This window comes from Microbacterium sp. E-13 (genome assembly GCF_049912955.1).
Classification (GTDB): Bacteria; Actinomycetota; Actinomycetes; order Actinomycetales; family Microbacteriaceae; genus Microbacterium.
Genome location: NZ_CP183973.1, coordinates 2,414,774 through 2,441,027 on the forward strand (window position 1 = coordinate 2,414,774; position 26,254 = coordinate 2,441,027).

Sequence of the window (26,254 nt, forward strand, 5' to 3'; positions counted from 1 at the left end):
CGGTCGGTTCAGCCTCGGAGGATGACGTCCTCCGCGACGTAGTAGAGCGCCACGTCGATCTCGTCGAGGGGCACGCCGTGCTTGGCATGGTAGGCCTGCCGGTAGAGCTGGAGCTGCAGCATCCGCTCGTCCTTCTCGGCGGGCGTGCGCGGCGCGGCGCCCGTCTTCCAGTCGACGATCTCGATGCGGCCGCCCCGGTCCTCGCGCCGGTACACAGCGTCGAGCTTGCAGATGACGATGTGCGGCAGCCCATCGGGGCCGATCGTCGTGAAGTCGATCTCGGTCTCGACCTCGATCGGCTGCAGCGACGCCCACTCCGAGGCCAGGAACCTCTCGCGCAGCGCCCCGAGCGCCGCAGCGTCTTCGACCGAGGCCTCCGTACCGGGAAGGTCTTCGTCGCTCTCCCAGAGCGCGTCGTCGAGCGAGCCGCCCAGACCGTGCCTCCCGGAGCGCTGCTCGACCCAGGCATGGAACAGCGTGCCGAGCCGCGTCTGCCGGAACGGGCGCTCCGGCAGCGGCCGGGCGATGCCCGAGAGCGTGCCTTGCAGGTCGGCGACGTACTCCTTGTAGCGCGATGCCGCGATGCGCGTCGGTGACGTGTGCATCGGCCGGGCGCGGCGGGCGTCGCGCTCGGCCAGCAGGAGCGCAGTCTGGGGATCGAGCTGCGCGCGGGGCGCCTCGAGGGCTGCGCCGACGGCGGCAGCCGCGTCCGCCACCGCCTCGCGCCGGCTGCCGAGGGGGTCGATCGGCCACTGGAGCACGCGACGCTCTCCCTGGTAGGGATCATCGCCGGGCGCGTCGTCCGGGAGCGGCAGGCCGAGGGCTTCCGCGATCTCGGTGTAGAAGGGGCTTCGCGTGCGGGGCCGCTTGGTTCCCGACCACGTGGCGCCGGTCAGGAGGAGGCGGTCGCGGGCGCGGGTCACTGCGACGTACGCGAGTCGTCGATCTTCTTCCAGCTGGCGGGCGCGGTTCGCGTCGACGAAGGCGTCGATGGCCGCCTTGAGCTCCTGCTGCGTCTGCGCAGACTGCCAGCCGAGCGCCGGGAGCCAGGCCGAGTCGCCACGGAACCCGTAGGGCAGCACCCCGAATCCCAGCCACGCCTTCGTGTCGCGCGGCGCGCTCGGCAGTTCGTCCTTGACGAGTCGCACGACGGCGACGGCGTCCCACTCCAGCCCTTTCGAGCCGTGGATCGTGAGCAGCTGCACGACATCGTCCTCGGGTGGCTCCGTGCGCGGCGCGAACTCATCGAGCTGCTCGGCGTGGTCGAGCCAGGCCAGCAGGCTCGACAGCGACCCGGTCTCATCGGCCGCGAGGAACGCGTGCACCTCGTCGACGAACGCCCGCAGCTGGGCCGAGGCGATGCGGGCGGGACCCCGCGACTCGTTCGCCGCGAGCTCCACGTCGAGCCGCAGCTCCAGCTCGATCAGCCGCACGAGCTCGGGAACGGGCATGCCGCCGGCGTGGCGCAGACCCGCGAACACGGATGCCGCGTCCCGCAGTCGCTCGCGTGCCTCAGGGGTGAAGCCCGCCAGCCAGCCGTGATCGGGCTTCTGCCGCAGCACGAAGTCGAGCGCGTCCACGAGCGAGCCGTCGTCGTCGCCGGCGCTGCCCCGGATCCGCTCGACGACCTCGGGAGCGAGCGGCTGCAGCGCGCTGTCGTGCCGCGCGAGGCGTCGCGCGAGGGCGGCGAGCTCGCGGAGGTCGGGCAGCCCGATCGCCCACCGAGGCCCGGAGAGCAGCCGGATGAGCGCGGAGCCCGCGGACGGGTCGCTGATCACACGGAGCGCGCAGACGACATCGACCACCTCGGGCGTCGAGAGCAGGCCGCCGAGGCCGAGGATGCGGTGCGGGATGCCGCGACGCCCGAGTGCGTCGCCGAAGCGCACCATGTGCTTCTTGCTGCGGAACAGGATCGCGCCGGTCGTCGAGCGGCCCTCGTGGGCCCGTTCAGCCCGAACCCGCGCGAACCACTCCGACACGCGATCGGCCTCCGTGTCGAGGTCGGCGTCGAAGCCGAGCTCGACCACGCCGGCCGGCGCGCCGGGCCGCGCGCGCAGCTGCTGCACCGCCACGGCTGCGGAAGCGGCGAGCGGCGCCAGTACGGCGTTGGCGGCCGTCAGCACCGACGCGCTGTTGCGCCAGCTCGTCAGCAGCGCATAGTGGGCGCAGTCGGCGTCAGGCGAGAAAGCGGCGGGGAATCCGCCGAGGTTGCCGGCGCTCGCGCCGCGCCAGCCGTAGATGGCCTGGTGCGGATCGCCGACCGCCATCACCCCCGTGCCCGCGAAGAGCGTGGCGAGCAGGTCGGTCTGAACGACCGACGTGTCCTGGTACTCGTCGAGCAGCACCACTCGGTACCGATCACGCATTTCGTCGGCCACCGCGCGGTGGCTCCGCACCACCTCGAGCGCCCCGGCGACCTGGTCCGAGAAGTCGATCACCCCGAGTCGCAGCTTCTCGGCGGCGTACTCCCGCGCCAGGTCGGCGAGGAGCGCGAGCGCATCGACCTTGTCGCAGGCGTCCGCGACGTCGGCGTACACGGTGGTGCGCTTGTTGGTCGACGGCAGGTCGCGCGTCGCCCGGAACCGCTCGGGGAACGCCGCGAGCGCGTCGAAGTCGACGAGGTTGTCCACGCCGTCGCGCGCGATCCGCAGCGCCGCATCCACGATGGAGCGCACCGCCTCGCCCCGCTCCTCGAGACGCGGATCGTCCGAGGCGAACACGACGCGCCTCATCAGGAGCCAGGCTGAGGACTCGGAGAGCACCGCGGCCTCGGCATCCCTGCCGATGCGCACGGCGTGCTCGCGCACGATCTGGTCGGCGAAGCTGTTGTAGGTGGCGACGGTCGGCCGGTGGAGCAGCGCGTCGTCGCCCGGGTCCTCACCGACGGCCTTCACGGAACGCGCGAGGTCGTCGAGAAGGCGATGCCGCTCCGCGGTTGCCCGGGCGCCGTCGGCACCTGATCGCTCCAGCTCGCCGAAGGCATCCAGGCGGCCCGCCGCGGCGAGGGCGGGGAGGACGGAGAGGAGGCCCCGTCGCTCGAACTCGGCGAGGCGTGCCAGGCGCTTCTGGATGCGCTCGGCGAGCTCGCCGGCTGCCTTGCGCGTGAAGGTCAGGCCCAGCACTTCGTCGCGGCGCACGATGCCGTTGGCCACCAGCCAGACGACGCGCGCCGCCATGGTCTCGGTCTTGCCGCTGCCGGCGCCGGCGACGACGAGCGCCGGCGCCAGGGGCGCCTCGATCACCGCCGTCTGCTCGTCCGTCGGGGGGAACTGACCGAGCGCGGCGGCGATGACGCGCGCCGACAGCAGCTGCCCCGGGACGAAGGATGCCTCGGCCGCCGGCTCGGCGGTCAGTCCGCGCACGGCGGTCACGAGGCGCTCACCGCGCCGACCGTGTGGATTCGGCAGAGCCCGTAGGCGTGCTCGTCGCGGCAGTGCTCCTCGTACGGCGCGGCGAAGCTCTCGCCTCGCATGACGGCGACGGCGGTGCGGATGCGCGCGAGGAACGCCTCACGGCGCTCCTCGTCGAAAGGCGGCTGCCACGGAGTGACGTAGTCGGATCTCGTGGCCGTCGGGCGCAGCACGAGGAGCTTCGCCCCGCCGGGCGCGTGTCCATTCGCCTCGGTGATCGCGCCGGACTCGAAGGCCAGCTGATAAGCCGCGAGCTGGGGGTTGTCGAGCACCTTCGCGTCGGTCTGGGGCTCGCGCTTGCCGGTCTTGAGGTCCATGATCACGACAGTGCCGTCCGGCGCCAGCTCCACTCGGTCGATGTAGCCCGACAGGATCACGCGGTGCTCACCGGCATCGAAGGCTTCTCCGAGGGGGATGTCCACCTCGAAGTGCGGTTCGGCGCCGATGAGGGTGCCCCCGCCATCGTCGAAGCGGCGCAGATACAGGTGCAGGCGCCGCACGAGGTCGCGCGCACGGGCCTGCTCGGCGCGATCACGCCAGGCCGCCTCGAATGTGAGCTCGCCCCAGCGGGCCTCGACCTCTGCCCACAGCGCGGCCTCGTCGTGGCGGGCCGCGTGCTCGAGGGCTGCGTGGATGATCGTGCCGAGGCCGGCAGTGGTGCCACCCGGATCGCCGCCCAGGTCGGCGATCACCCAGTTGAGCTGGCACTCCTCGAGAGCATGCAGCCGCGAGGGCGAGACCCGTACGTCTTCGCGCGCGAGATCTCGCAGCGGTCCGGTCGAGGTCGGACCGGCGACGCCGTACCATTCCTGCGGCGCGGCGCCGGGGACTCCGGCATCCGCGAGCAGCGCGAGCTGCTCGGCGGCACGTGCACCGGCGGTCGCGGGTGCCGCCGGCGACATGCGCGGCGGAGCCGAAGTCAGAGTCCGGCGGTGGCGGGCCACGAGTCCGCGCAGCGACACCGGGTGATCCAGCTCGAACGGCTCCGGATCGGGCAGCAGATCGACGAACACGCTCGGTCCGGTGTCGTCGTCGTCCACCGCGGTGACGATCAGCCGTGCGGTGGCGCGGGACAGGGCGCGCGCCAGCAGGCGCAGCTCGTCGTGCATCGCGGCCCGACGGCGGTCGAACGCGCCCATCGACTCGCCGTCAGCCCGGGTCGCGGCATCCGCCAGCCGCCACGTGTCGAGGAGGCTGCCTCTCAGACGGGTGTTCGGCCACACCGCGTCCTGCACCCCGGCGACGACGACCGTGTCGAACTCCAGGCCCAGCGCACCCGCGGGTGTCATGACACGCACGCTGTCGTCGCGGGTCGGGGCCTCGAGGCGGTCCTCGGCGACACCGCTGTCGAGGATCGAGCGCACGAACACGCGCGGATCCGCGTCGAGCGACCGCTCGACGAAGCGCTTGGCCGCCTGGAAAAGGGCGACGAGGGCATCGAGGTCGCGATTCGCCTGCTCGGCCAGAGGTCCGTTGCCGCCCGCGACCTCGGACCAGGGCCGCTGCAGCCCGCTTCGGTCCCACGCCGTCCACAGCAGCTCGTGCGCGGTGGCGCCGCGGTCGAGTTCGTCGCGGAGCACGGCCAGGGTGCGGGCGAGCGACGCCGCCCGCCGGGCCTCCCGCGTGTCGACCAGATCGAACTCGAGAGGCTGCCGCATCGCGGACAGCACGAGGTCGCGACCGGAGCGCTCGACGCCCGCTGCTTCACCGTCGTCGCCACCCGCCTGGAAGAGGCGTCGCAGCTCGGCATGACGCAACGCCGAGCGCAGCCGTCGGAGTTCGATGACGTCGAGGCGCCCGTAGGTGCCCACGAGCGCCGCCGACACGTCATCGAACGTCCAGTCGTCGCGCGAGGCGAGCTCGATGAGCCGCAGCAGGTCGGCGACGGGCCGCACCGCCCCGAGCGCCCGGCCCGGTCCGCTCGACCTCGCGGGAACCTCTCTGGCCGACAGCTCGGCTTCGAGGGACGAGACCTGCCGCGTGTCGTGCGCGATCACGGCGCACCGGCTCCAGGGCACGCCGTCGTGCACGTGCCGTTCGCGCAGCAGGCGGGCGATGGCGTCGTACTCCTCCGCGGCTGAGCGCAGCGTCAGCACCCGCACCGAGCCGTCCGGCTCTGCGCCGGTCGCCGGCGCGCGGTGGGCGACCACGCCCACCGCGCCGATGCGCTGGGTGACCCGGCCCACCAGATCGCGCTGCCACGACGTGCCGCGGTGTCCCTCGCTGAGGACGTGCACGGCCCCCAGCGACGCGGCGAGCCGGGCGAAGTTCTCGGGGGTCGCCCCGCGGAACGATCCCGATCCGACGTCGGGGTCGCCGAACGCGAGCACGGCCGCGCCGCGGGCGCGCAGGGCCTCGAGCAGCTCGACGCCGCCGAGGGTGAGCTCCTGCGCATCGTCCACCAGCGCGACGCGGACCCGGTCGAGCGCCGGACTTCCCGGTGGTGCGCTGCGCAGCAGGCCGACCGCCTCGCGGACCAGGCCCGCGGCATCCCGGTGCGCCCCGCGCATGCCGTCACGCACCTGGAGGTACTCGGCCAGGAACGACGAGAGGGCGACCCAGGCCGGCAGCTCCTGCCGCTCCCCCAGCTCGCGCAGGCGCGACGGCTCGACGCCGAGCGTCGTGCACTCGGCGAGGAAGGTGCGCACCTCGGTGCGGAAGCCCGCGGTGCCACGGATCGCGGGACCGAGCCAGTCGGGCCAGCGGCGCGCGCCGGCAGCCTCGTCTTCGTCGTCGCCCTCGAGCAGGTCGCGGATGATCTGGTCTTCGTCGCCACCGGTGAGCAGCTGGGGCGGGTCGGCGTCGACCGCGACGGCGTGCGCCCGCACGATCTGGAAGGCGTACGACGCCACCGACCGCGCGAGCGGACCCGTCGTCGCCACGCCTACCGCCAGCCCGAGCCGGTCGCGCAGCGCCGTGGCGGTCTGGCGCGACGGCGTCAGCACCATGACCGCGTCCGGGTCCGCTCCGGCCGAGACGAGTGCCGCGACACGCGCGACGAGTGTCTCGGTCTTGCCGCTGCCCGGCGCGCCGACGACGACGCCGGACGCGTGAACGGGGAGCGCGAGCACCGCCTGCTGCGGCGCGTCCGGCGTGAACGCCGCTCGCTCGTGGGTCCCCGATGTCACCCCTCGACGGTAGCGCGAAGGGCCGACATCGTCCGTTCGCCCAGAGCGTTCCGGCGGCGGGCGGATGCCGCTTCGCGGTGTCGTAGAGTGGCCATGCGTCCGGGGAGCCGCGGGCTTCGGCGAGTGAGAGCGCTCGGCCGTCCGGCACACCACCATCACCCCGCGCAGGAGGTCAGTCACGTGGAGATCCGCATCGGCATCGCGAACACCGGCCGCGAGCTCAACTTCGAGACGAACGAGGCGGCAGCCGACGTGAAGAAGTCCGTCGCCGCAGCGCTCGACGCCGGAGCGACGCACGTGACGTTCGCCGATGCCAAGGGCAACTCGTACATCGTCCCGACCGCGGGCCTGGCCTACGTCGAGCTCGGCTCCGAGGAGTCGCGCCGCGTCGGCTTCGTCGCCTGAGCGGGCCGGCGACGTGCAGATCCTCATCGCCTTCATCGTCGGGGCGGTCGTCGGTCTCGGCATCCACTTCCAGCTGCACCAGCGGCTGACACGCGGCGTCGTCTTGGCTCCGATGATCGGCGCCGTGTCGGCCGGTGCCGCCTGGACGATCCTCACGTGGCTCGGCGTCGGAATCGACAGCCCCTGGCCCTGGCTGGCGGCGCTGATCGTCCCGATCGCCGTGACCTACCCCGCGATCATCCTCGTCTCGCGCGCACGGGTCGCCCGCGACGCCCGCGAGAAGGCGCGACTCGGCATCGGCTGATCTCGTCAGGCCGCGAGACCCATGGCGTCCATGCGGCGTGAGTGCGCCCCCATGAGCTCGGTGAAGACCGGCTCGACCTTCTGCTCCTCGGCGCGTCCCAGCGACGTCGGGCGCAGGGCCGCCCGCGCGATCAGCAGCGTGTCGCCGACGAGCCGGCGACCCCAGAGTGCCAGCAGCGACTTCCACTCGGGGTCGCTCGCGATCGCCTGCGAGATCAGCTCCACGATCGCCTGGCGGTCGTCGTCGGCCTGGAGGATCCGCGCGACGCGGTCGCCGGTCTCGCCGTAGCTGGCCGACAGCGTCAGGTAGAAGTCGTCCAGCATCCCCGCGGTGATGTGCACCGAGAGCATGGTCTCCTGGGGGCGCACGCCGTGCGTGGCCGAGCGGAAGGCGTCGAGCGGCTCCCGGAACGGCCGCATGATCTCGGTCGGGTCGTCGCCGCGTTCGCGGATCAGCGCGACGAGCGCCTCGTGCTTGGTCAGCGCGGCGCCGGCGGCTCGCGACACCGCCTCCTTCTCGCCGAGTTCCGGGATCGTCTGGATCAGTTCGGTGAGCGTCTCGAAGAACCCGAGCTGCAGGTAGGCGACCTGGCCGAGGAAGGTGTCGATGTCGGGTGCGAGTTCTTCGAAGTCGACCCGGTTGCCGCTGCTCAGCTCGTCGCGCGAGCGGAGCTGGAGCTTGCGGCCGGTGTCGCGACGCTGCCAGAACCACTTGACCATGCAGGAAAGACTACGAGGGACGACGCCTTCCGTGCTCGCACGGGAGACCTCCGGTATCGTGGATGCCGGCCCCGGCGTCGGATCGGGGAGCCCGCGCCTGTGGGAAAGAAGGGCGTGGACCGCACTTCCGCCCGCGCGGCGGCCCCTCAGAGGCCGTGCACGCGCCCGGGCATGAACCCAGGCAGCATCCCACTGCCGGACAGGCATATATCGTGACGACCTTCGCCGAACTCGGCGTCGATCAGGACATCGTCGAGGCGCTCGCCGCAAAGGGCATCGTCGACGCGTTTCCCATCCAGGAGCAGACCATCCCCCTCGGACTGCCCGGCCAGGACATCATCGGCCAGGCCAAGACCGGCACCGGCAAGACCTTCGGGTTCGGCATCCCGGTCGTCCAGCGTCTCGGGCCGGAGCCCGCCCACGGCGTCAAGGCGCTCATCGTGGTGCCGACGCGCGAACTCGCGGTGCAGGTCTACGAAGACATGGACATGCTGACCGCAGGCCGCTCGACGAGCGTCGTCGCCATATACGGCGGCAAGGCGTACGAAGGCCAGATCGACCAGCTCAAGGCGGGTGCGCAGATCGTGGTCGGCACCCCCGGCCGCCTGATCGACCTCAACAACCAGCGCCTGCTCGACCTGTCGAACGCGACCGAGGTCGTGCTCGACGAGGCCGACAAGATGCTCGACCTCGGCTTCCTCCCCGACATCGAGAAGATCTTCTCGAAGGTCCCGGCGATCCGTCACACGCAGCTCTTCTCGGCCACGATGCCCGGCCCGATCGTGGCCCTCGCGCGCCGCTTCATGTCGAACCCGATCCACATCCGTGCGACCGACCCCGACGAGGGGCTCACGCAGGCGAACATCCGTCACCTGGTGTACCGCGCGCACTCGCTCGACAAGGACGAGGTCATCGCCCGCATCCTGCAGGCCGACGGTCGCGGCAAGACCGTCATCTTCACGCGCACGAAGCGCGCCGCGCAGCGGCTCGTCGACGAGCTGAGCGACCGCGGCTTCAACGCGGGCGCCGTCCACGGAGACATGAGCCAGGAGGCGCGTGAGCGCTCGATGGCGGGCTTCAAGGCGGGCAAGAAGGACGTGCTGATCGCCACGGACGTCGCCGCGCGCGGCATCGACGTCGACGACGTCACGCACGTCATCAACCACACCATCCCCGACGACGAGAAGACCTACCTGCACCGCGCGGGCCGCACCGGCCGCGCCGGCAAGACCGGCATCGCGGTCACCTTCGTCGACTGGGAGGACCTGCACAAGTGGGCCCTCATCAACCGCGCGCTCGAGTTCGGCCAGCCCGAGCCCGTCGAGACGTACTCGTCGAGTCCCCATCTCTACTCCGAACTCGACATCCCGGCCGGCACGAAGGGCCGCGTCCGCACCGCGCCCAAGACCCAGGCCGTCCGCGTACAGCCCGAGCGGGCGACGGATGCCGCCGCGGAGGTGGAGGCGAACGGCCAGGCTCCCAGCCGCCGCCGGCGCCGGCGCCGCACGGCCGGCTCCGACCGCGTGGGCTCGACGTTCGAGCCGGCGGAGGGAGGCGCTGCCGCCGCAGACGGACACGGCACGGCGGCGGGCGCCGACGGCGACCGCTCCACCGAGGGGGGCGGAACGCATGACGGTGGCGGCAAGGAGCACCACGACGGCAAGCCGGCTCCGCGGCGGCGCCGTCGCCGCGGCGGGGGAAGCGGCGGAGGAGCCGCTCCGGCGGGCGGCGCGTCCATCGGGGCCTGAAGCGACACGGCGTGTCGCGGTGCCGCTTCGCGGCGCCGCGGCACCGCTAGGGTGAGCGCAGACGGCGCGTCGGGCGCCGGTACCTCGCATTCACGAAAGGCAGACGATGCGCTTCATCGCGGCCGTGACCACAGATTATGAGTACCAGGGCTTCTGGGGCTCCTTCGGAGACATCATCTGGTGGTTCCTCTGGATCTTCTTCTTCACCGTGTACCTGTTCGCGCTCTTCGCCGTCATCGGCGACCTCTTCCGCGACCACCAGCTCAGCGGGTGGTGGAAGGCGGTCTGGATCATCTTCCTGATCTTCGTCCCCTTCCTGACGCTCCTCGTGTACCTCATCGCCCGCGGCAACGGAATGGCCAAGCGCAGCGCCAAGGAGGTCTCCGAGCTCCAGAGCGCGCAGGACGCCTACATCAAGTCCGTCGCCGGCTCGTCGGCCAGTCCCGCGGAGGAGATCGCCAAGGCCAAGGCGCTCCTCGATGCCGGCACGATCACCCAGGCCGAGTACGACGCGCTGAAGGCGCGAGCGCTCGCCTGAGCCGAACCCGGCTCTCTCCGGCGGCGTCCGCCGTCAGCGAAGCGCCCTCGTCCCCCTCACGGGTAGACGGGGGCGCTTCCGGTTGCGCGGTCGAGGATGCGCGCGACCATCTCCGCCGTCGTGGTGTTCTCGCCCGGCTGGTTGGGTTTGCCGAGGCCGTGATAGTCGCTCGACCCGGTGACGATGAGGTCGCGCTCGCGGCAGAGGTCGCGCAGCCTGCGGAGTCCCGGATCGCGGTTCTCGCGGTGCCCGAGCTCGAAGCCGGCGAGACCGGCCCCCAGCATCCGCTCCAGCAGCTTCAGGGGCAGCAGACCTCCGCGCGATGCGGGATGGGCGACGATCGGCACTCCCCCGGCGCCGACGACGAGCGCCACCGCGGTCACCGGGTCGGGCGCATAGAGCGCCACGTAGTAGTCCCCCTCCGGGCTGAGGATGCCGGCGAACGCTTCGGCGCGGTCCCGCACCAGCCCGCGTGCCACGAGCGCGTCGGCGATGTGCGGCCGCCCGACGGTCGCGGCGTCCGTGGTCTGCTCGAGGATGTCGTCCCACACCAGGTCGTAGTCGCGCGAGATCCGGTCGGCCATCAGGCGCGCGCGATCCAGCCGGGAGGAGCGGATGCGGGCCGTCTCGGCCCGCAGTGCGGGCTCGTCCGGGTCGGGAAGGTAGGCCAGCACGTGCACGCTGCGCCATTCGTGCCGTGCGGACAGCTCCATGCCCGGCACGAACGTCATGCCGAGGGATGCCGCGGCCTCGGCCGCCTCGGCCCAGCCCGACGTGGTGTCGTGGTCGGTGAGCGCTGCCGTGCGGACGCCGTGCCGGTGAGCGGAGGCCATCACCTCGGCGGGCGGCTGCGTGCCGTCGGAGTTCGCCGAGTGCAGGTGCAGATCGCTCGGTCCTTCGAAGGGCAGCGGTCCGGGCATCCTCCGAGCGTAGCGCGGGCGCGGCCCGCTGAACGGGCCCCGTCGTGCGCGCCACGCCCGCTGCGCTGACGGATCTCTCAGCCTGCTCGCATAGAGTCGCGGTCGTGCTTCGCCTGCTCGGGATCCTCGTGACCGTGCTGTGCGCGATCGCGGCGGCTGTGCTGACCTTCCCGGGCTTCTTCCGCGTCGAACGGTACTATCCCGTCGCGCAGATCGTGTCGTTCCGAGGCGTGCTCGCGCTCGCATTCGCGGCCGCCGCGGTGCTGGCCCTCCTGCTCGCCGTCGCGCGCCCGATCCGGGTCTTCGCCTTCACGCTCGCGGTCGTGGCCGGCGTGGCGACCGTGACGAACGTCGCGGTGCTCGCCTCGCGCGGCGGCCTCGGCACGGACCCGCTTCCCGCCAAGACCGAGTCGAGCATCCGGGTCATGACGTGGAACACCGCGGGCGACGCGACGCCGCCTCAGACCATTGCGAAGATCGCGGTCGCGATGGACGCGGACATCGTGGCCCTGCCGGAGACGACCATCGAGACCGGGGAGAGCGTCGCCATCGCCATGCGCGACCTCGGTCACCGGATGTGGGCGCATCATGCCGAGGACCCGTCGACGGAGTGGGATGCCGGCTCGACGACGCTGCTGATCTCGCCGGACCTCGGTGACTACGCGGTGATCGAGTCCTCGCTCGACGGAACCAGCAACACCTCGACCGTGCCGAGCGCCGTCGCCATGCCGGTCTCGGGACAGGGACCGATCGTCGTCGCCGTGCACGCGGTGGCCCCCCGCCCCAGCTACATGCAGAGCTGGCGCGACGATCTCCAATGGCTCGCCGATCAGTGCGACGCGGCCGACGTGATCATGGCGGGCGACTTCAATGCGACCGTCGACCACATGTCGGGGCTGGGCGTCGACGGTGCCACTCTCGGCCGCTGCACGGACGCCGCCGTCGAGACGGGGAACGGAGCGCTCGGGACGTGGTCGGCCGACATGCCGGCGGTGCTGGGGGCCCCGATCGACCACATCATGGCGACGCCGCAGTGGCGTCCCTCGGGATCGGTGGTACTGCGCTCGCTCGACGATTCCGGCTCGGATCACCGGCCTCTCATCGTGCAGTACGAGCCGGCCGGCTGAGCCCTGCCCGCGCCTCCGCGCGCGTGCGAGACTGGGAGCCATGAGCAGCGCAGCCAGCGATCAGTCCCCCGGCGCCACGAGCACCACGGAGACCTCGCCCACCCCCTCGACCAGCACGAACCGTCGTCAGCCGTTCGGCCAGGGCTTCCTCGACACGATCTCGACCGGCTGGGCGGACCGCCCCGAGTCGACGCCGCCGGCACGGCCCCAGGCGCAGTTCGCGGCCGCGCGCCGCGAAGCCGTTTCGGCGGCCTTCCCCGGCAGACGGCTGGTCGTCCCGGCGGGTGAGCTGAAGCAGCGGAGCAATGACACGGACTACCCGTTCCGGGCCCACTCGGCGTTCGCCCACCTCACCGGATGGGCTTCGGACTCGGAGCCCGGCGCGGTGCTCGTGTTCGACCCTCGCGCCGGCGGCGGACACGACGTCACGCTGTATTTCCGCGAGCGGGCCGACCGCACGACGAGCGAGTTCTACTCGGATGCCTCGATCGGCGAGTTCTGGATCGGCCCCCGGCCCGCACTCGCCGGCGTGGCTGCAGACCTGGGACTCGCCACCGCGCACATCGACGACTTCGAAGAGGGCGACGGGGACGTCGTGCTCGGCGAGAGCGATGACCTGGCGCGGTTCGTCTCGGAGCTGCGGCTCGTGAAGGACGTCTACGAGATCGGGCAGATGGAGCTCGCCGTCCAGGTGACGGCTTCGGGGTTCGACGACATCGTCGCCCGTCTTCCCGAGATCGTCGAGCACGCTCGCGGCGAGCGCGTCGTCGAAGGCGTCTTCCACCAGCGGGCCCGCAGCGACGGGAACACGGTCGGCTACGACACGATCGCGGCATCCGGTCCGCACGCGTGCTACCTGCACTGGACGCGCAACGACGGCGCCGTCGTTCCCGGCGATCTGATCCTCATCGACGCGGGCGTCGAAGTGGACAGCCTCTACACGGCCGACATCACGCGCACCCTTCCGGTGAGCGGACGGTTCACCGAGGTGCAGCGACGGGTGTACGAGACCGTGCGCGAGGCCGCCGACGCGGCTTTCGCCGCAGCGCGGCCGGGTGTGCGGTTCCGCTCGATCCACGAGGCGGCGATGGAGGTCATCGCACGGCGCGTCGCCGAATGGGGCCTGCTGCCGGTGACCGCCGAGGAGGCTCTCGACGCCGACAGGGGCGGCCAGCACCGGCGGTACATGGTCCACGGCACCAGCCACCACCTGGGGATCGACGTGCACGACTGCGCCCAGGCCCGCCGCGACATGTACTACGACGGCGTCCTCGAGCCGGGCATGGTCTTCACGATCGAGCCCGGGCTCTATTTCCAGATCGATGACCTCACCGTGCCCGAGGAATACCGCGGCATCGGGGTTCGCATCGAGGACGACATCCTCATGACCGCAGAGGGGCCCGTGAACCTCTCAGCCGCCATCCCGCGCACGGCGGACGAGGTCGAGGCCTGGATCGCCCGCGGCGGCAGCCACTGACCTCGGATCGGTTGCCGAGCTTGTCCACGTACACCTCCCCCGCGTCGTTCACGACGCGCCCCACCCTCTCGGGCACGTTCGGCATGTCGGCCTCGACCCATTGGCTGGCCACCGCCACAGCGCAGTCGGTGCTCGAACGGGGCGGCAATGCCTTCGACGCGTCGGTGGCGGCGGCGTTCGTGCTGCACGTCGTCGAGCCCCACCTCAACGGGCCGGGCGGCGACCTCGTGGCCATCTTCCAGCCGGCGGATGCGGAATCCCCGACGGTGCTCGTGGGCCAGGGGCCCGCGCCCGCAGGCGCGACGATCGAGCACTACCGGGCGGAGGGGCTCGACCTGGTGCCCGGCGCGGGCGGGCTGGCGGCGGCGGTGCCGGGTGCCGTCGACGCCTGGCTCCTGCTCCTTCGCGATCACGGAACGTGGGAGCTCACCGACGTGCTCGCCTATGCGATCGGCTATTCCCGCGACGGGCACCCGCTCGTGGCGGGCGCCGCGGCGGCCATCGCGCGCGTGGCCGACCTCTTCCGCGACAGCTGGACCACCTCCGCGGCACTGTGGATGCCGGGAGGGGAGCCGCCGACCGCCGGCGACGTCGTACGCAATCCGGCGTACGCGGCCGTGCTCGACTCGCTCGTGCACGCCTCCTGCACGGTGCGCGACGACGGACCCGTCGGTCGCGCAGCCCGCATCGACGCCGCGCGGCGCGAGTGGAAGACAGGGATGGTGGCGCACGAGGCATCCGCGTTCCTCGCGGAACCGCACCGGCACTCGCATGGCGGCGAGCACGCGGCAGTCATCACGGCTGAGGACTTCGCCGCCTTCGACGCCGGCTACGAGCCGGCCGTCACGCGAGAGTTCCGGGGCAGGACCATCGCGAAGGCGGGCGCCTGGACGCAGGGTCCCGCACTGCTGCAGACGCTCGGCATGCTCGAGCCGCTCGACGATGATCTGCTCGACCCCTCGCAGGAGGAGGGTGCGCACACGATCCTCGAGGCGCAGAAGCTCGCGTATGCCGATCGCGACGGCTGGTTCGGCGACACCGACGTCGACCTCGACGAGCTGCTGTCCCCCGGGTATCTCGACGAGCGTCGGTCGCTCATCACTGCTGCGGCCTCCGACGAGTTCCGCCCGGGCGCGCTCCCCGGCCGAACGGCCTTCCGTCCGCCCCTGCGCACCTCCTACGGCACGACGGGCGTGGGCACGGGTGAGCCGACCGTCGCGAAGACCGGTGAGACGCGCGGCGACACCTCCCACCTGGACGTCATCGACCGCTGGGGGAACATCGTCTCGGCCACGCCGTCGGGCGGCTGGCTCCAGTCGTCTCCGACGATCCCGGCGCTCGGGTTCGCCCTGGGGACCCGCCTGCAGACGACGTGGCTCGAGGCGGGGCATCCTTCATCGCTCGTTCCCGGGAAGCGCCCGCGCACGACCCTCACCCCCACGCTCGTGCTGCGCGATGGGGCGCCGGAGTTCGCGATCGGCTCCCCCGGCGGCGACCAGCAGGACCAGTGGCAGCTGCTCGCACTGCTGCGGATCATCGTCGGAGGCTATTCCCCGCAGCAGGCGATCGACGCGCCCGCGCTGCACACCACGTCGCTGGCGGAGTCGTTCTGGCCGCGCACCTGGACGCCCGCGGGCGCCGTCGTCGAGGACCGTCTCGGCGACGCGCTCGTCGAGGGCCTCCAGCGCCGCGGACACGTCGTGACGCGAGCGGGTGCCTGGTCGCTCGGCCGCGTCTCGGCGGTGGGACGGGATGCCGCGACGGGACTGCTGTGGGGCGCAGCGAATCCGCGTGGCATGCAGGGGTACGCCGCGGGCCGCTGAGTCTTCATGGCGCACGCACCGCCACGGGCGGGCCGACGTACCGCGCCGACGGCCGGATGATCTTCGGATCCTGCGCCTGCTCCAGCACGTGCGCGGTCCAGCCGATCGTGCGGGCGACGGCGAACGTCGGTGTGAACATCGATCGCGGGAGCCCGCACTGCTCCATCACCAGGGCGGCCCAGAACTCGACGTTGGCGTGCAGGTCGCGGCCCGGCTTGGCCTCGGCGAGCAGTCGCTCCGCCGTCTCCTGGAACGCCAGCGCCAGCCTCACCCGTTCGCCGCCGGTGCGCAGGGCGACCCGCTTCATCAGCTCCGCGCGGGGATCGGTCGTGCGGTACACCGCGTGACCGAAGCCCATGAGCCGCCGGCCGGCGGCGAGCTCGGCACGGATCCACGGCTCGACGAGGTCCACGTCGCCCACGGCATCCAGCCCGTCCAGCGCACGTGACGGCGCCCCGCCGTGCAGCGGGCCGGTGAGCGCGCCGAGAGCGCCGACGAGACAGGCGGCGGCGTCCGCCCCCGTCGACGCGATGACGCGCGCCGTGAAGGTCGAGGCGTTGAAACCGTGGTCCATGACCGCGATGAGGTACGCCGTGAGCGCAGCTTCCCTCGCCTCGTCGGGAACGAGGCCGGTGACCTGGTGCAGGTAGTTCGCGACCACGCCGCGACCGGCGAGCGGCGGCAGCGCCCGGTCGCCCTGACTGCGACGCCACAGGGCGCCGACGATGACGGGCGTCGAGGCGGCGAGGGCGACGGCATCGGCGAGGCGCTCGTTCTCGTCGAGGTCGTAGAGCGGGCGGATGCCGCTTCTCGCGCCGAGCAGCGGCCACGCGGCCGCGAGCCCGGCCAGGACGTCGGGCGTCGCGTTCGACACGGCGTCGATGACCGCGTCGACGTCCGCACCACGGCCGGAGATCGCGTGGTCGACGCGCGCGGCGAACACGGCACGCGAGGCATCCGTCGCCGGCTCGCCCGTCACCAGGAGCTGCCACGCGTCCTCGAATGTCGCCGTCTCGGCCAGTTCGATCGCCGACCTGTCGCGGTACTGGTAGAACCCCTCCGCACCGCGCACATCGCTCACCGCGGTGTCGGCCACGATGACGCCGGCAAGCCCTCGCGGCGCTGCGAGCGCCGCCTGCGGTGTCATGGTGCTCATATCGTCTCCTCGTCCTCGCTGGCGTCCGGACCGGCGGGTGCCCCGCGGATCCTCTACAGTCAGTGTGGGAACTTGATCTATCGTTCGTCAATCTTGATCGGATCAACATCATGAGCGATCTGCCCCGACTGACCGCGGCCGAGGCCGCCGCGCGGCTGGGCGTCAAGCCGGAGTCGCTGTACGCATACGTGTCGCGCGGACTCCTCACTCGCGAGCGAGATGCGACAGGCTCCTCCTTCGACCCGCTCGAGGTCGAGGCGTTCGCGCGGCGACGCCGTCGCTCCCTCACCGCATCGCCCGGCGGAAGGGCGCCGGGCACGCCGCTGATGGTGCTCGACACGGGTCTCGCCCACATCGTCGACGATGAGCTGCTCTATCGCGGGCGATCCGTCGCTCGGCTCGCGCGCGAGCAGTCGTTCGAACAGGTCGTCATGTGGCTGTGGCGCACAGATGCGCTGCGCCCGCCGCCGGCGGGCGACATCGCGGTGGCGAGCCGGACGATCGCGTCGCTCGGCGAAGCCGCTTCGCCGCTGGACCGGATGCTGGTCGCCGTGACCGCTCTCGCGGCGACCGACCCCTTGCGCGACGACCCGGCGCCCGAGCAGCTCACTCGGATCGGCGCGCGACTGGTGACAGGCCTCCCGGCGGCGCTGTGCGGCGACGGCGGGACGGGTCCGGTCGCACGGACGCTGTGGCGCGCCCTCGCACCCGGCAGCCGCGTCGACGCCGTTCAAGGTGCCAGGGTCGTCGATGCGGCACTGGTGCTCGTGATCGACCACGACCTCGCCCTGTCCACGCTCGCCGCGCGCGTCGCCGCCTCGGCGCGCGCGCCCGGCTACGCGGTCGTCACGGCGGCGCTCGGCGCGTTCGACGCGCCTCTGCACGGCACCGCGAGCCGCGCGGCCGCGCACATGCTGCGCGCTGTCCGCGACGGCGTGGCTGCCCCGGCGGCCATCGCGCGCGCCGTGCGAGACGGCGGACGCGGCATCCCGGGATTCGGGCAGCCCCTGTACACCGGGACCGACGCGCGCGCGAGCGTGCTCCTCGGCCTCCTCCGCGACGCGCCGGGCAGCGCCGAGGTGCTCGCCGCGGTCGATGCCGTGGCCGACGAGGTCGCACGGCGGGCCGACGCGCGGCCGAACCTGGATCTGGCGCTGGCCGCACTCACGCTGTGGGCTGACATGTCGGACGACGCGGGATCCGTGATCTTCGCCATCGGCCGCACGGCGGGATGGATCTCGCATGCCATGGAGGAGTACGAGCAGCGGCCGATGCGGCTGCGGCCCCGGGGGCGCTACGTGGGTCCGCCGGCGGAGTGAACCGCACGCAGCCACGCGACGACGAGGGGCGCGAGATCGGCCGCGACCTCGCCGGGCGGACGCTTGCGGCCCTTGACCTCGAAGGAGTGCCCCCCACCCTCGATCCAGGCGATCTCGGCCCACCGGCACGTCGCGACGGCGGCCTCGAGCTGATCGTGGGGATCGATGAACGGGTCGTTCGTCCCTTCGACGAACAGCTGCGGCTGCGGGACATCCGGCAGGTGCGCCGTGCGCGCCTTCTCGGGGTTCCCCGGCGGATGCAGCGGATAGCCGAGGTACACCAGCGCCGCGGGATCGATCACGCCCTCGGCCGCTGCCATCGACGCCATCCGCCCGCCGTAGGACTTGCCCATCGCGAAGACGGGCGCTCCGTTCGCACGTTCGCGCAGCTCGGCGCCGACAGCGGCCCACGTCGCCACGGCGTGCGACGCGGGTCCCGGCATCCGTCGCCCAGCCTCCACGTAGGGGAAGTTGAATCGCAAAATGGCGACGCCCTCCTGCGCGAGAGCGTCGGCGAAGCCGGTGAGGAACGGATGCCGGTAGCCCGCGCCCGCGCCGTGCGCCACGGCCGCGAACGCCCACGGCTTATCGGGAACGACGAGGTCGGCCGACACCTCGGTGCTCCCGTTCGGGAGGGCGACGACGATTCGCGCGGAGTCGCCGCCTGCGCTCATGCGCGCTCGCCGTCGTCGGAACGGGACGAGTCGGGCGTCTCCGGGGGTTCGTCCGCCGTGACCGGCTCGGAGCCCTCGCCCGTCTCGCCGTCCGGCGCCGGGGCATCCGCCTGAGGCGCCAGGCGCTCGCCCTGCGGCACCAGGCGCTCGCCGTACCGGGGCGGCTCGGCGACATCCGGCGCCGGAGTGGCCGGTGCGGGGGCGGCCGGAGTGGTCGGCGCGGCGGGTACGACCTCGGACTGCGGCCCGAGCACCTGCCGTGCGCGGTGCACGCTGCTGTCGCTGACGGTGATCTCGTAGTGGTCGGCGACGACCTGCATCACCGACGCGTAGTCACGCCGGCGGCGCACGAACGAGTACGCCACGATGCTCATCAGCATGCCGATCGCGATTCCGACGAAGAGCACGCCGACGAAGGCCTGGATGGGCACCGAGGGCGATCCGATGACGAGGATCGCCGAGAAGAGGAGACCGAGGAGAATGCCGTTGACCGCACCCGAACGCGCGGCGGATGCATAGCCGAGTCGACCCGTGATCCGCTCGATCGACCGCAGACCCTGGCCGACGATCGCGATGTCGCGCGCGGGGATGTCGGCCGTGATGAGCGACGACACCGCCTTCTGAGCCGCCTCGTACGTGGGGAAGCTCGCGACGGTCGGACCCACGGCATCGGAGCCCAGCGGGCCGCGCCCTCCCATCATGGTCATCTCCCCATCCTCCCATGGCACGCGGACTACGCTGGGACGTGTGAGCACGCAGAGGGTTTTCGTCGCGCGCCTGTCCGGGTGCTCGGTCTTCGACCCCGTCGGTGACCGTCTCGGCAAGGTGCGCGACGTCGTCGTCATCTACCGCAAGGACGATCCTCCTCGCGTCATCGGACTCGTCGTCGAGATCCCCGGCCGCCGCAACGTGTTCGTCTCCATCGGCCGGGTGACCTCGATCGCGACCGGCCAGGTGATCACGACCGGCCTCATCAACGTGCGCCGCTTCCAGCAGCGCGGCGGCGAGGTGCGAGTCATGGCCGAGATGATCGGTCGAAAGGTGTTCTTCTCCGACGGATCCGGCACCGCCGTGATCGAGGACGTCGCGATCGAGCGCAACCGCCTCGGGGAATGGGATGTCGGCCAGCTCTTCCTGCGCAAGCCCAAGACGAGCGCGTCCCCCTTCGCGAAGGGCCCGACGACGTTCGCCAGCTGGGATGCCGTGCGCGAGAGCCAGGTGCCCGGCGAGGCCCAGTCGGCGGAGCAGCTCGTCGCCACCTACTCCGAGCTGCGTCCCGCGGACCTCGCCAACACGCTGCTGGATCTGCCCGAGGAACGTCTGCTCGAGGTCGTGGAGGAGCTTCCCGACGACCGCCTCGCCGACGCGCTCGAGGAGATGCCCGAAGAGGAGCAGGTGCACATCCTCGAGGCCCTCGACGACGAGCGGGCCGCTGACATCCTCGACGCGATGGAGCCGGACGACGCCGCCGACGTCCTCGGTCAGCTCCCGGAGGATCAGCGCGAGGAGCTTCTCGACCTCATGGAGCCGGAGGAGGCGGAGGACGTCCGCGCGCTCCTGAAATACGGTCCCGACACCGCAGGCGGTCTCATGACGAGCGAGCCGATCGTGCTGTCCGCCGATGCGACGATCGCGGAGGCCCTCGCCCTCATCCGCCGGCACGAGCTGCACCCCGCGCTCGCGGCGGCGGTCTTCGTGACGCTCCCCCCGTACGAGACGCCCACCGGCCGGCTGCTCGGCACGGTGCATTTCCAGCGGATGCTGCGCTACCCCCCGCACGAGCGCCTCGGCGCCATCATCGACGACACCCTCGACCCGATCCCCGCGACGGCCTCTGCGGCGGAGGTGGCCCGGCTGCTCGCGTCGTACAACCTGGTCTCGCTGCCCGTCGTCGACCCCGCCCATCGGCTGGTGGGCGCCGTGAGCGTCGACGACGTGCTCGATTACCTCCTGCCCGAGGACTGGAGGTCGCACGATGCGGACGAGGCTGAGAGGGTGTCCGCACCCGTGCCGACCACCACCGCGAGCACGCTCACGATCGGCAGGTCGTCCTCCTCGGGCCGGAGGCGCCGATGATGGCACGCGCCACCCGTCAGACCGTCGCCCTCGACGCGCCCCGCGGCCGCGGCGGCATGCTGCAGCGAACCCCGCAGCAGTCCAGCGACCGCTTCGGCAGGTTCTCGGAGGCGTTCGCGCGCGCGATGGGCACTTCGGGCTTCCTCATCGGCATGACGATCTTCGTCGCGGTGTGGCTCTGCTGGAACATCTTCATGCCGCCCGCGCTGCAGTTCGACCCGGCGGCGACGAACTTCACACTGCTCACCCTCATCCTGTCGCTGCAGGCGTCGTACGCCGCGCCCCTGATCCTTCTCGCGCAGAACCGACAGGACGATCGCGACCGCGTGCAGATCGAGCAGGACCGGCAGCGTGCCGAGCGCAACCTGGCCGATACGGAGTACCTCGCTCGCGAGGTGGTCGCCCTCCGCATGGCGGTGAACGACTTCGCCGACCAGCTGGTCACGCGCGAGGTGCTGCGCGCCGAGCTGCGCACCCTCCTCGAGAAGCTCGAGGCACCCGTCGAGGTCGAGGACGGCCCCGCGCGATGAGCACGCCCTCCGCGGACGCCGTCCGCAGCGCCGTCGCCGCTGTCTCGGATCCGGAGTTGCGCCGCCCCATCGGCGAGCTCGACATGGTCCGCGACATCTCCGTCGAGGGCGACGTGGCGCGTGTCGCGATCGCGCTGACGATCGTCGGCTGCCCCGCGGCGGACCGCATCGCGGCCGATGTGCGCGCGGCCGCGGCATCCGTTCCCGGCATCGCGGAGGTCACCCTCGACGTGGGCGTGATGACGCCCGCCGAGCGACGGGCCCTGACCGAGCGCCTGCGCGGCGGACGCGGCCGCGAGATGCCGTTCGGGCCGGGAACGCTGACCCGCGTGATCGCCGTGACGAGCGGCAAGGGCGGGGTGGGCAAATCGACGGTGACGGCGAACCTGGCCGTCGCCCTCGCCGCGCGCGGCCTCGCCGTCGGCCTCATCGACGCCGACGTCCACGGCTTCTCGATCCCGGGGCAGCTGGGACTCGTGTCGGCCGACGGCACGGCGCCACAGCCGACCAGGGTCGACGACCTCATGCTTCCTCCGGTCGCCCACGGCGTGAAGGTCATCTCGATCGGCATGTTCCTCCGCCGTGGTGACGGCGAGGGGCCGCTCGGCGCTGTCGCGTGGCGCGGGCCCATGCTGCACCGGACGGTGCAGCAGTTCCTCACCGACGTGTTCTTCGGCGACCTCGACGTGCTGCTCCTCGACATGCCGCCCGGCACCGGAGACGTCGCGATCACGGTGGGTCAGCTGCTGCCCAATGCCGAGGTGCTCGTGGTCACGACGCCGCAGGCGGCGGCCTCCGACGTCGCGGTCCGCAGCGGCCTGGTGGCTCGGCAGACCGGCCAGCGGGTCATCGGCGTGATCGAGAACATGGCAGCCATGACTCTCCCCGACGGCACCGTGCTCGACGTGTTCGGTGCGGGTGGCGGTGCCGCCGTCGCCGAGGCACTGTCGCAGCCCGGCACTCCGGTGCCCTTGCTGGCCTCGGTGCCCCTCAGCCCGAACCTACGGACGGACGCGGATGCCGGCATCCCCGCCGTTCTCGCACACCCCGGCGACCCGGCTGCTCGAGCCATCGAGCAGGTCGCGGCGACGCTGGCGCAGGCTCCTCGGGGCCTGTCGGGCAGGTCGTTGCCCTTCCGCCCGCGCTGACGGCACGGGCGATCGGCCGGTCAGGCCTCAGGTCGCCTCGGTGTCGTACGGCGTCGGGCCATCGGCGGGGCCCCGGAACGGCGATCGCACCGGCGTGGTCGGCGGCGCGGGCGCCGACGACTGTGCGGCGGTGACGCTCGGCGCCGGCGCGTCGTCGAGCAGCGCCTCGCGGATGATGCGCCGCGGGTCGTACTGCCGCGGATCGAGCGTGCGCCAGTCGACGTCGTCGAAGTCCTCGCCCATCTCGTCGCGCACGCGCGTCTTCGCCGTCGACACCCACTCGCGGGCCCGCTTCGTGAACTGGGCCAGCGACTCGGCGTACTTGGGCAACCGCTCGGGCCCCAGGATGAGTGCGGCGACGAGTCCGATCAGCAGGAGCTTCTCGATCGTGAGGCCGAAGATCATGCCTTCAGATTACCCGCCGTGCCTGAACGATCCGCGCCTCGGGGCCGCGTAGGCTGACCGGCGGAGGATTCCGATGGGAGAGCAGAACGCGAACCAGCGGTTCGTCGACGAAGCGACGAGCGAGCCGGAGCACATCGCGCGGGCTCGCGCGCACGCGCTCGAGCTCGGCGCCGCGCCGATCAGTCCCGCGATCGGTGCCCAGTGCGCGGTCATCGCCGCGGCTTCGCAGGCCCTGAACATCGTCGAGATCGGCACCGGCGCGGGAGTCTCCGGCCTCTGGCTGCTGCACGGCTCGCCGCGGGCCACGCTCACCACCATCGACAAGGAGCCGGAACATCTCGGCGCCGCTCGGCAGGCATTCTCGGAGGCGCGGATACCTCCCGCCCGGGCACGGTTCATCACGGGCCGAGCGTCCGAGGTGCTGCCGCGCATGAACGAGGCCTCCTACGACATCGTGCTCGTCGACGCCGACGCCGACGGAGTCATCGAATACGTCGAGCACGGGCTGCGCCTCGTGCGTGCCGGCGGAACCGTGCTGGTGCCACGCGTGCTGGCAGGCGGCGCGGTCGCCGATCCCGTGCGCCGCGACCCGGTGACCACCGCCTACCGTTCGCTCATCCAGGAGACGCAGGCATCCCCCGCGGTGATCGGGGCGCTGTCGATCACGGGCGAAGGGCTGCTGCAGCTGACGACCGTCGCCACTTCCTGAGGGCGGGCCCGGAACACGGAAGGCCGGTCCCGCAGGACCGGCCTTCCGACAGAGCGAACTCTCACGCCGCGTTCACGACGCCCCCCAGGACGTCGTACAGCTCCTTGGCTTCAGCGTCGTTCACCGAGACGACGAGCCGACCGCCTCCCTCGAGCGGCACGCGCACGATGATGAGTCGGCCCTCCTTCACCGCCTCCATCGGCCCGTCTCCGGTTCTCGGTTTCATGGCTGCCATTGCGGCTCCTTTACATCGATGGTCTGCACTCCAAGTCTATAAGGAGGGCGCCCACGCGAGCCACGCTCGGGGAAAGCGGCATCCGTCATCGGGCGTCATGGCACCTGCCACGTCTGGTTCCCGAGGGCGTACATGTTGTAGATCCACCACCACTGCCCGACGAGGCATACGACGAGCACGCCGACGCGCCACAGTCTCGATCGCGGCGCCGCGAACGCGCCCCAGAGCGGCGAGAGCGGCACGAGCAGACGGAAGATGCTGGACTGCGGGAAGAAGACCAGCAGCAGGTAGAGGAGGTAGCTCGCGCTCCACAGCCGGATCTCGACCCCCAGCCTCCGCACCTGCGGAAGCCCGATCAGCGCTGCCGCGACGAGCGCCACGACGGCTGCCAGGACGACGTAGCCGAGCGCGACGGGGAGATGCCACATCGTGCTGAACCAGAACGAGGTCCCGGCGAGCAGGGGCTCGAACGGCGCGAAGACGGCGTCTCCTGCCACCCAGTTGCGACGCCACGCGAGCTCGGTGGCGAGATAGGCGCCCGGGTCACCGGTCGCCCAGTCGGCCACCAGCTGCCACGCGAATCCCGACGCCACGGCGAGCAGACCCAGCGCGACGATGTGCGCGATCTCGCGACGCGGCAGCGGCTCACGTGCCCGTGTGGACCACCGCCACAGGCCGAACAGCGCAAGGAACAGCGCGAAGGCGAGTACGCCCGGGCGCGTGAACGCCATGAGCGGCACCAGCAGGTACACCCACGCGTAGCGCCGGCGCGCGACGCAGAGCAGCGCGCAGAACAGCCAGAGCAGGTTCAGCGACTCGGCGTAGCCGACCTGGAACAACGCGGCCATCGGGCCGCTGGCGAAGAAGGCGACGGCCCACAGCGTGGCCGACTCGTCCAGGCGTGCCCGGAGCAGGTGATAGAGGGCGAGGGATGCCCCGTACCCGGCGATGATCGAGACGATCAGCGCGCCGGCCCCCCACTGCCCGAAGGGCAGCGAGACCACCTGCGCGAGGTACGGGTAGAGGGGCAGGAAAGCCCAGGCGTTCTCTGCCACCTGACCGCCGTCGGTCAGGGGCAGCCGGCTCGGGTAACCCGAATACGCGACCAGCCAGTACCAGGTGCCATCCCACGCGACCACCGTGTCGGCGAGCCCCGCGTCGGCGCCCATCCGCGACCCGAATCCGGAGAGTTCAGCCGTGAGGAAGAGGAACAGCGTCGTGATGAGCCGGGCGGCGACGTAGATCGCCGCGACCCGCAGCGCCGCGCGTCCGATCGACGGCCGCGTCGCGGAGGACGACGTGCTCAGCCGGCGATCAGCCACGCGCGAAGGCCCTGTTCGACCGCCTCGATGTGCTCGAGCGGCACGCGCTCCTCGTCGTGATGGGCGAGGTGCGGGTCGCCCGGTCCGTAGTTCACCGCCGGAACCCCCAGCGCGCTGAAGCGGGCCACGTCGGTCCATCCGTACTTCGGACGCGGCTCGGCGCCGACCGCAGCGAGGAACTCCCGTGCGAGTGGGGCGTCCAGACCGGGACGCGCACCGGCGGCGGCATCGACTACCTCCACCTCGAAACCGGAGAACACGTCGCGGACGTGACGCTCGGCCTCGGCGACGTCGCGACTCGGCGCGAAGCGGTAGTTCACCTCGACGGCGCAGAGGTCCGGGATCACATTGCCCGCCACACCGCCGCTGATGCGCACCGCGTTCAGACCTTCCCGGTAGGCGAGCCCCTCGACCTCGACCTCACGCGGGCGGTACTCGGCGAGACGGGCGAGGATCGGGGCCGCCTTGTGGATCGCGTTCTCGCCGATCCACGCGCGCGCGCTGTGGGCTCGCACCCCGTGCGTGCGCACGATCGCGCGAAGGTTGCCGTTGCAGCCGCCCTCCACCTCGCCGTTGGAAGGCTCCCCGAGGATGGCGAAGTCACCGGCGAACAGGTCGGGACGCGAACGAGCGAGACGGGTCAGCCCGTTCAGATCCGCGTCGACCTCTTCGTGGTCGTACCACATCCACGTGATGTCGACGCGGGGCTCGGCGAGCTCGGCGGCGAGCTTGAGCTGCACGGCGACGCCGGCCTTCATATCGACGGTTCCGCGGCCCCAGATGAAGGGCTGGCCGTCGATGTCGATGTCCTTGGTCGGAACGTTCTCGTTGATGGGCACCGTGTCGATGTGGCCGGCGATCACCGCGCGGTGCGAGCGGCCGAGGTCGGTGCGGGCGACGATGGTGTCGCCGTCGCGGTATACCTGGAGGTGTTCGAGCGGAGAGATCGCGGCGAAGATGGCGTCGGCGAGACTCTTCTCGTCGCCGGAGACACTCGGGATATCGCAGATGATGCGAGTGAGTTCGGCTGAGGAGAGGGACAGGTCGAGCGCCGGCATCCCCCGAGTCTACCGAGCGCCAA

The 26,254-nt window shown here is 71.8% G+C and carries 23 protein-coding genes; 12 read left to right on the forward strand and 11 right to left on the reverse strand.

The window, feature by feature from the left end; genetic code table 11:
• Positions 1–8 precede the first annotated feature (8 nt).
• Together ACN9MP_RS11145 and ACN9MP_RS11150 are read right to left on the reverse strand one after the other, a co-directional pair.
• Positions 9–3,362 (reverse strand): ATP-dependent DNA helicase, encoded by a 3,354-nt coding sequence (locus ACN9MP_RS11145; RefSeq protein ID WP_426325992.1) that lies wholly within the window; start codon positions 3,360–3,362, stop codon positions 9–11.
• Between the two features lie 5 nt (positions 3,363–3,367).
• Entirely contained in the window at positions 3,368–6,538 is a 3,171-nt protein-coding gene (locus ACN9MP_RS11150; protein WP_426320183.1) for an ATP-dependent helicase, read from the reverse strand.
• Positions 6,539–6,718: 180 nt separating this feature from the next.
• Between ACN9MP_RS11150 and ACN9MP_RS11155 the strand changes: the two genes are divergently transcribed.
• A complete protein-coding gene (locus tag ACN9MP_RS11155) occupies positions 6,719–6,943 on the forward strand; it encodes a DUF3107 domain-containing protein (protein WP_426320185.1) in 225 nt (74 codons plus the stop codon).
• Positions 6,944–6,956: 13 nt separating this feature from the next.
• Positions 6,957–7,247 carry a hypothetical protein gene (locus ACN9MP_RS11160; protein WP_426320187.1) on the forward strand — a complete coding sequence of 97 codons (291 nt, stop codon included), beginning with the start codon at positions 6,957–6,959 and terminating at the stop codon, positions 7,245–7,247.
• 5 nt (positions 7,248–7,252) lie between these two features.
• Here ACN9MP_RS11160 and ACN9MP_RS11165 read toward each other — a convergent pair whose 3' ends face one another.
• On the reverse strand, positions 7,253–7,966 hold the full coding sequence (locus ACN9MP_RS11165) for a ferritin-like fold-containing protein (protein ID WP_426320189.1): 714 nt from the start codon (positions 7,964–7,966) through the stop codon (positions 7,253–7,255).
• 212 nt (positions 7,967–8,178) lie between these two features.
• On the opposite strand from ACN9MP_RS11165, the gene ACN9MP_RS11170 reads away from it, so the two are divergent.
• Complete coding sequence (locus tag ACN9MP_RS11170; RefSeq protein ID WP_426320191.1) at positions 8,179–9,714, forward strand: DEAD/DEAH box helicase; 1,536 nt, start codon at positions 8,179–8,181, stop codon at positions 9,712–9,714.
• 106 nt (positions 9,715–9,820) lie between these two features.
• Positions 9,821–10,252 (forward strand): SHOCT domain-containing protein, encoded by a 432-nt coding sequence (locus ACN9MP_RS11175; RefSeq protein ID WP_426320193.1) that lies wholly within the window; start codon positions 9,821–9,823, stop codon positions 10,250–10,252.
• A gap of 56 nt (positions 10,253–10,308) precedes the next feature.
• Here ACN9MP_RS11175 and ACN9MP_RS11180 read toward each other — a convergent pair whose 3' ends face one another.
• The gene (locus ACN9MP_RS11180) at positions 10,309–11,172 is read right to left on the reverse strand and encodes a PHP domain-containing protein (RefSeq protein WP_426320195.1); all 864 of its coding nucleotides are present in this window, start codon (positions 11,170–11,172) and stop codon (positions 10,309–10,311) included.
• Positions 11,173–11,276: 104 nt separating this feature from the next.
• Here ACN9MP_RS11180 and ACN9MP_RS11185 point away from each other — a divergent pair, with 104 nt between their 5' ends.
• The 3 genes from ACN9MP_RS11185 (at position 11,277) to ACN9MP_RS11195 (ending at position 15,599) form a co-directional block, all read left to right on the forward strand.
• On the forward strand, positions 11,277–12,299 hold the full coding sequence (locus ACN9MP_RS11185; protein ID WP_426320197.1) for an endonuclease/exonuclease/phosphatase family protein: 1,023 nt from the start codon (positions 11,277–11,279) through the stop codon (positions 12,297–12,299).
• 40 nt (positions 12,300–12,339) lie between these two features.
• The gene (locus ACN9MP_RS11190) at positions 12,340–13,776 is read left to right on the forward strand and encodes an aminopeptidase P family protein (protein WP_426320199.1); all 1,437 of its coding nucleotides are present in this window, start codon (positions 12,340–12,342) and stop codon (positions 13,774–13,776) included.
• Positions 13,777–13,859: 83 nt separating this feature from the next.
• Positions 13,860–15,599, forward strand: a complete 1,740-nt coding sequence (locus tag ACN9MP_RS11195) for a gamma-glutamyltransferase family protein (RefSeq protein WP_426325993.1) — start codon at positions 13,860–13,862, stop codon at positions 15,597–15,599.
• A 4-nt stretch (positions 15,600–15,603) separates the two neighbouring features.
• Here ACN9MP_RS11195 and ACN9MP_RS11200 read toward each other — a convergent pair whose 3' ends face one another.
• Positions 15,604–16,755 carry a citrate/2-methylcitrate synthase gene (locus ACN9MP_RS11200; RefSeq protein WP_426320201.1) on the reverse strand — a complete coding sequence of 384 codons (1,152 nt, stop codon included), beginning with the start codon at positions 16,753–16,755 and terminating at the stop codon, positions 15,604–15,606.
• A gap of 110 nt (positions 16,756–16,865) precedes the next feature.
• Here ACN9MP_RS11200 and ACN9MP_RS11205 point away from each other — a divergent pair, with 110 nt between their 5' ends.
• Complete coding sequence (locus ACN9MP_RS11205; RefSeq protein WP_426320203.1) at positions 16,866–18,074, forward strand: citrate/2-methylcitrate synthase; 1,209 nt, start codon at positions 16,866–16,868, stop codon at positions 18,072–18,074.
• Here ACN9MP_RS11205 and ACN9MP_RS11210 read toward each other — a convergent pair.
• Positions 18,050–18,748, reverse strand: coding sequence for an alpha/beta family hydrolase (locus tag ACN9MP_RS11210; RefSeq protein ID WP_426320205.1), 699 nt, complete (start codon positions 18,746–18,748; stop codon positions 18,050–18,052). The two genes, ACN9MP_RS11205 and ACN9MP_RS11210, sit on opposite strands and share 25 nt — an antisense overlap.
• Positions 18,745–19,455, reverse strand: coding sequence for a general stress protein (locus tag ACN9MP_RS11215; RefSeq protein ID WP_426320207.1), 711 nt, complete (start codon positions 19,453–19,455; stop codon positions 18,745–18,747). The genes ACN9MP_RS11210 and ACN9MP_RS11215 overlap by 4 nt, the downstream gene beginning before the upstream one ends.
• A 40-nt stretch (positions 19,456–19,495) precedes the next feature.
• Between ACN9MP_RS11215 and ACN9MP_RS11220 the strand changes: the two genes are divergently transcribed.
• From ACN9MP_RS11220 to ACN9MP_RS11230, 3 genes are read left to right on the forward strand one after another with little or no spacing between them, the layout of a single operon-like run.
• Positions 19,496–20,824 carry a magnesium transporter MgtE N-terminal domain-containing protein gene (locus ACN9MP_RS11220; RefSeq protein ID WP_426320209.1) on the forward strand — a complete coding sequence of 443 codons (1,329 nt, stop codon included), beginning with the start codon at positions 19,496–19,498 and terminating at the stop codon, positions 20,822–20,824.
• Entirely contained in the window at positions 20,824–21,354 is a 531-nt protein-coding gene (locus ACN9MP_RS11225) for a DUF1003 domain-containing protein (protein ID WP_426320211.1), read from the forward strand. Before ACN9MP_RS11220 ends, ACN9MP_RS11225 begins: the two co-directional genes overlap by 1 nt.
• Positions 21,351–22,502, forward strand: a complete 1,152-nt coding sequence (locus ACN9MP_RS11230; RefSeq protein WP_426320213.1) for a P-loop NTPase — start codon at positions 21,351–21,353, stop codon at positions 22,500–22,502. Before ACN9MP_RS11225 ends, ACN9MP_RS11230 begins: the two co-directional genes overlap by 4 nt.
• Positions 22,503–22,529: 27 nt before the next feature.
• Here ACN9MP_RS11230 and ACN9MP_RS11235 read toward each other — a convergent pair whose 3' ends face one another.
• On the reverse strand, positions 22,530–22,907 hold the full coding sequence (locus ACN9MP_RS11235; protein WP_426320215.1) for a Sec-independent protein translocase TatB: 378 nt from the start codon (positions 22,905–22,907) through the stop codon (positions 22,530–22,532).
• 73 nt (positions 22,908–22,980) lie between these two features.
• Here ACN9MP_RS11235 and ACN9MP_RS11240 point away from each other — a divergent pair, with 73 nt between their 5' ends.
• On the forward strand, positions 22,981–23,616 hold the full coding sequence (locus ACN9MP_RS11240) for an O-methyltransferase (RefSeq protein ID WP_426320217.1): 636 nt from the start codon (positions 22,981–22,983) through the stop codon (positions 23,614–23,616).
• A 61-nt stretch (positions 23,617–23,677) separates the two neighbouring features.
• On the opposite strand, the gene ACN9MP_RS11245 is transcribed toward ACN9MP_RS11240, so the two are convergent.
• The 3 genes from ACN9MP_RS11245 to dapE form a co-directional block, all read right to left on the reverse strand.
• Complete coding sequence (locus ACN9MP_RS11245) at positions 23,678–23,851, reverse strand: DUF3117 domain-containing protein (RefSeq protein ID WP_019179788.1); 174 nt, start codon at positions 23,849–23,851, stop codon at positions 23,678–23,680.
• Positions 23,852–23,946: 95 nt separating this feature from the next.
• Complete coding sequence (locus tag ACN9MP_RS11250; protein WP_426320220.1) at positions 23,947–25,173, reverse strand: hypothetical protein; 1,227 nt, start codon at positions 25,171–25,173, stop codon at positions 23,947–23,949.
• Positions 25,155–26,231, reverse strand: a complete 1,077-nt coding sequence (gene dapE / locus ACN9MP_RS11255) for a succinyl-diaminopimelate desuccinylase (RefSeq protein ID WP_426320222.1) — start codon at positions 26,229–26,231, stop codon at positions 25,155–25,157. The genes ACN9MP_RS11250 and dapE overlap by 19 nt, the downstream gene beginning before the upstream one ends.
• Positions 26,232–26,254: the final 23 nt, after the last annotated feature.

Bases quoted from the DNA above. Each gene is read 5' to 3' on its own strand.
- ACN9MP_RS11165 (WP_426320189.1), bottom strand. From the start codon at position 7,966: ATGGTCAAGTGGTTCTGGCAGCGTCGCGACACCGGCCGCAAGCTCCAG.
- ACN9MP_RS11175 (WP_426320193.1), top strand. From the start codon at position 9,821: ATGCGCTTCATCGCGGCCGTGACCACAGATTATGAGTACCAGGGCTTC.
- ACN9MP_RS11180 (WP_426320195.1), bottom strand. From the start codon at position 11,172: ATGCCCGGACCGCTGCCCTTCGAAGGACCGAGCGATCTGCACCTGCAC.
- ACN9MP_RS11190 (WP_426320199.1), top strand. From the start codon at position 12,340: ATGAGCAGCGCAGCCAGCGATCAGTCCCCCGGCGCCACGAGCACCACG.
- ACN9MP_RS11195 (WP_426325993.1), top strand. From the start codon at position 13,860: ATGTCGGCCTCGACCCATTGGCTGGCCACCGCCACAGCGCAGTCGGTG.
- ACN9MP_RS11200 (WP_426320201.1), bottom strand. From the start codon at position 16,755: ATGAGCACCATGACACCGCAGGCGGCGCTCGCAGCGCCGCGAGGGCTT.
- ACN9MP_RS11205 (WP_426320203.1), top strand. From the start codon at position 16,866: ATGAGCGATCTGCCCCGACTGACCGCGGCCGAGGCCGCCGCGCGGCTG.
- ACN9MP_RS11210 (WP_426320205.1), bottom strand. From the start codon at position 18,748: ATGAGCGCAGGCGGCGACTCCGCGCGAATCGTCGTCGCCCTCCCGAAC.
- ACN9MP_RS11215 (WP_426320207.1), bottom strand. From the start codon at position 19,455: ATGACCATGATGGGAGGGCGCGGCCCGCTGGGCTCCGATGCCGTGGGT.
- ACN9MP_RS11225 (WP_426320211.1), top strand. From the start codon at position 20,824: ATGGCACGCGCCACCCGTCAGACCGTCGCCCTCGACGCGCCCCGCGGC.
- ACN9MP_RS11230 (WP_426320213.1), top strand. From the start codon at position 21,351: ATGAGCACGCCCTCCGCGGACGCCGTCCGCAGCGCCGTCGCCGCTGTC.
- ACN9MP_RS11235 (WP_426320215.1), bottom strand. From the start codon at position 22,907: ATGATCTTCGGCCTCACGATCGAGAAGCTCCTGCTGATCGGACTCGTC.
- ACN9MP_RS11240 (WP_426320217.1), top strand. From the start codon at position 22,981: ATGGGAGAGCAGAACGCGAACCAGCGGTTCGTCGACGAAGCGACGAGC.
- ACN9MP_RS11245 (WP_019179788.1), bottom strand. From the start codon at position 23,851: ATGGCAGCCATGAAACCGAGAACCGGAGACGGGCCGATGGAGGCGGTG.
- dapE (WP_426320222.1), bottom strand. From the start codon at position 26,231: ATGCCGGCGCTCGACCTGTCCCTCTCCTCAGCCGAACTCACTCGCATC.